We start from the raw sequence: 2,264 nt of genomic DNA, 5'->3' as shown, positions 1-2,264 counted from the left end.
TAAATTAATTCGTGTGGAATTATTAGAAAAACGCCTCAACCCTAACTACGAAATATTATTTGAGCTAGGAGTAGATCCAGAAATACCAGAAGAGTTAGACCAAGCGATCGCCCATATCAACTGGCCTAAACTTGAAGATGTTTGGCAGTATCGAGAAAAAGTCTATCAAATCATATTAGACCTAATTGAGAAAACTCCTTTAAATCTCCCTATCCATCAAAATCATCCTCTGTGGGCATTGATGATGGGTATCGAACATCAACGCATTCATATCGAAACTTCATCCATGTTGTTTCGGCAACTACCTGTAGAAAAAGTAAAACGTCCTAGTAATTGGGAATATGCTCCTACAAATGCTAGGCCAATTAATAATGAAATGGTTGAAGTTTCTGGTGGGGTAGTAAAAATAGGTAAACCAGAAGATAATCCTACTTTTGGTTGGGATATAGAATATGGCGATCGCCAAGTTGAAGTTGCACCTTTTGTTGCTAGTAAATATTTAATTACCAACGCAGATTTTCTAGAATTTGTCAAGGCTGGTTGTTACGAAAATAAAGATTATTGGACTCAAGAAAGTTGGCTTTGGAAAACTCAAAATAATATCAAACATCCTAAATTTTGGATACCTGAAAATGGTGGTTATAAATATCGAGCTATGTTTGATGAAATAGACTTACATTTAGATTGGCCTGTAGAAGTTAATCATTATGAAGCAATGGCTTATTGTAATTGGAAAGGTGAAAATACTAGGTTAATGGGTGAAGCTGAATATAATTTAGCAACTTATGGAAATGGTAGGGAAGTAGAGGTAGATAATTATAATCTGAATTTTAAATTTGGTTCTCCTACTCCTGTTGGTTTCTTAGAAACAGCAAAAAATGAATCGGGATTATATGATTTACGGGGTAATGTTTGGGAATGGTTAACTGATAATTTGAATCCTCTTTCAGGATTTAAAACTCATCAACTCTATGAAGATTATTCGGCTCCATTTTTTGATAGTCAACATAATATGATGTTAGGGGGATGTTGGATAACTAATGGAACAGAAGCTTTGAAATATTATCGTAATTGGTTCCGTCCAAACTTTTATCAACACGCTGGTTTTAGGATTGTTCAAGGGTAGTAATAACAGGTAAATAAGCTCTAAATATTCTTGAATAAAACATTCCTCTGGTCTTGGTAAAAATTTGGCATAATTATAGACTAACAGAAGTTATGACTCAGAAAAAGTTTTACCTACTAACTGACTCAAGCATTATTTTTTCTTATCTGGTATCTAAATGGATTGAAGCTTTTGAAAAAATGCCAGAATTTCAAGGAATATTAGTTAAAGAGGAAGTTCAATCAAACAAAGTAATTACAGAAAGAAAAAACTTTCATCAAAAATACTTTGGTCAAAAAAAATTGACTGAAGTTATCTCTGGAAAAGTTAGAAAATTTAGGAAGAGCAATTGATAATTTTAGTAGTTTAGAAGATTTGTCTAATTTGCACCAAGAATCAGAACAGTAGTAGGTGGTAAATTGACGTTAAAATATTATAGTAAAAGGCTATTTTGTCTGGGAAAAGAGTCTTAGAAACGAGTCATACTCCTACCTATTATTTTTCCCCCGAAGATATTAAATTAGAACATCTAATTGAAACACCAAAGAAAGGTTTTTGTGAGTGGAAAGGTATTTATCAATATTACGATGTTTGTATTGGTGAAAAGTATATAAAAAATGCCGCTTGGCGATGTGTTGAACCTACGGCAAATTTTGTAGCTATTCAAGAATACTATAGTTTTGTGGCTGCTTTAATGGATGCTTGTTATGTTAATGATGAGTTAGCTACGCCTCAAGCAGGAGATTTTTATGCAGGATGGATTACTGCTGATATTGTCGGGCCATTTAAAGGCGAACCAGGTACAAGATGGTGGTAAATAATTAAATAATGAAAATATAAGTAATTGAAAATTAAGACAGTTCTCAAAAAGCAAGCATATGATAATTATTATTTGTTATATAATACTTATAATGACCTTTTTATAACTACAAAATTCAAAATAATATGAAATTAACAAATGATAATTCTAATCCTTCAAAATCTTATTATCAAGCAGAAAAGTTAGACCTATATTCATGGTTTCAGGTGACTCAAATAGATTATGAAAAATTAATTGAAGAATATTCATTTAATAATCTATTTAAAGGATTTGCTAAAAATAAACTCAAGCTTCTAGATATAGGATGTGGTACTGCTGAATTTCCTAGTTTGTTAGACA

Annotated in this window: 4 protein-coding genes; all 4 read left to right on the top strand. The window is 31.8% G+C overall.

All coding sequences use genetic code 11. The annotated features are described in order from the left end of the window. Window positions 1-1,126, top strand: a 1,126-nt coding sequence (ovoA, locus tag F6K13_RS29355; protein ID WP_287289316.1) for a 5-histidylcysteine sulfoxide synthase, incomplete at its 5' end; no start/stop codon positions are given. 53 nt (window positions 1,127-1,179) lie between these two features. Further along, window positions 1,180-1,458: a hypothetical protein gene (locus F6K13_RS29350; RefSeq protein ID WP_287284139.1), complete on the top strand. Its 279-nt coding sequence runs from the start codon at window positions 1,180-1,182 to the stop codon at window positions 1,456-1,458. A 98-nt stretch (window positions 1,459-1,556) separates the two neighbouring features. Beyond that, a complete protein-coding gene (locus tag F6K13_RS29345) occupies window positions 1,557-1,922 on the top strand; it encodes a DUF427 domain-containing protein (protein WP_287240747.1) in 366 nt (121 codons plus the stop codon). Between the two features lie 128 nt (window positions 1,923-2,050). Then, window positions 2,051-2,264, top strand: a 214-nt coding sequence (locus F6K13_RS29340) for a hypothetical protein (protein WP_287289314.1), incomplete at its 3' end; no start/stop codon positions are given.

Origin of the sequence: Okeania sp. SIO2B9 (assembly GCF_010672505.1) — a bacterium.
Lineage (GTDB): Bacteria > Cyanobacteriota > Cyanobacteriia > Cyanobacteriales > Microcoleaceae > Okeania > Okeania hirsuta.
Note: the sequence above shows the minus strand (reverse complement) of the source record. Positions and strands in the feature narration are given on the sequence as shown.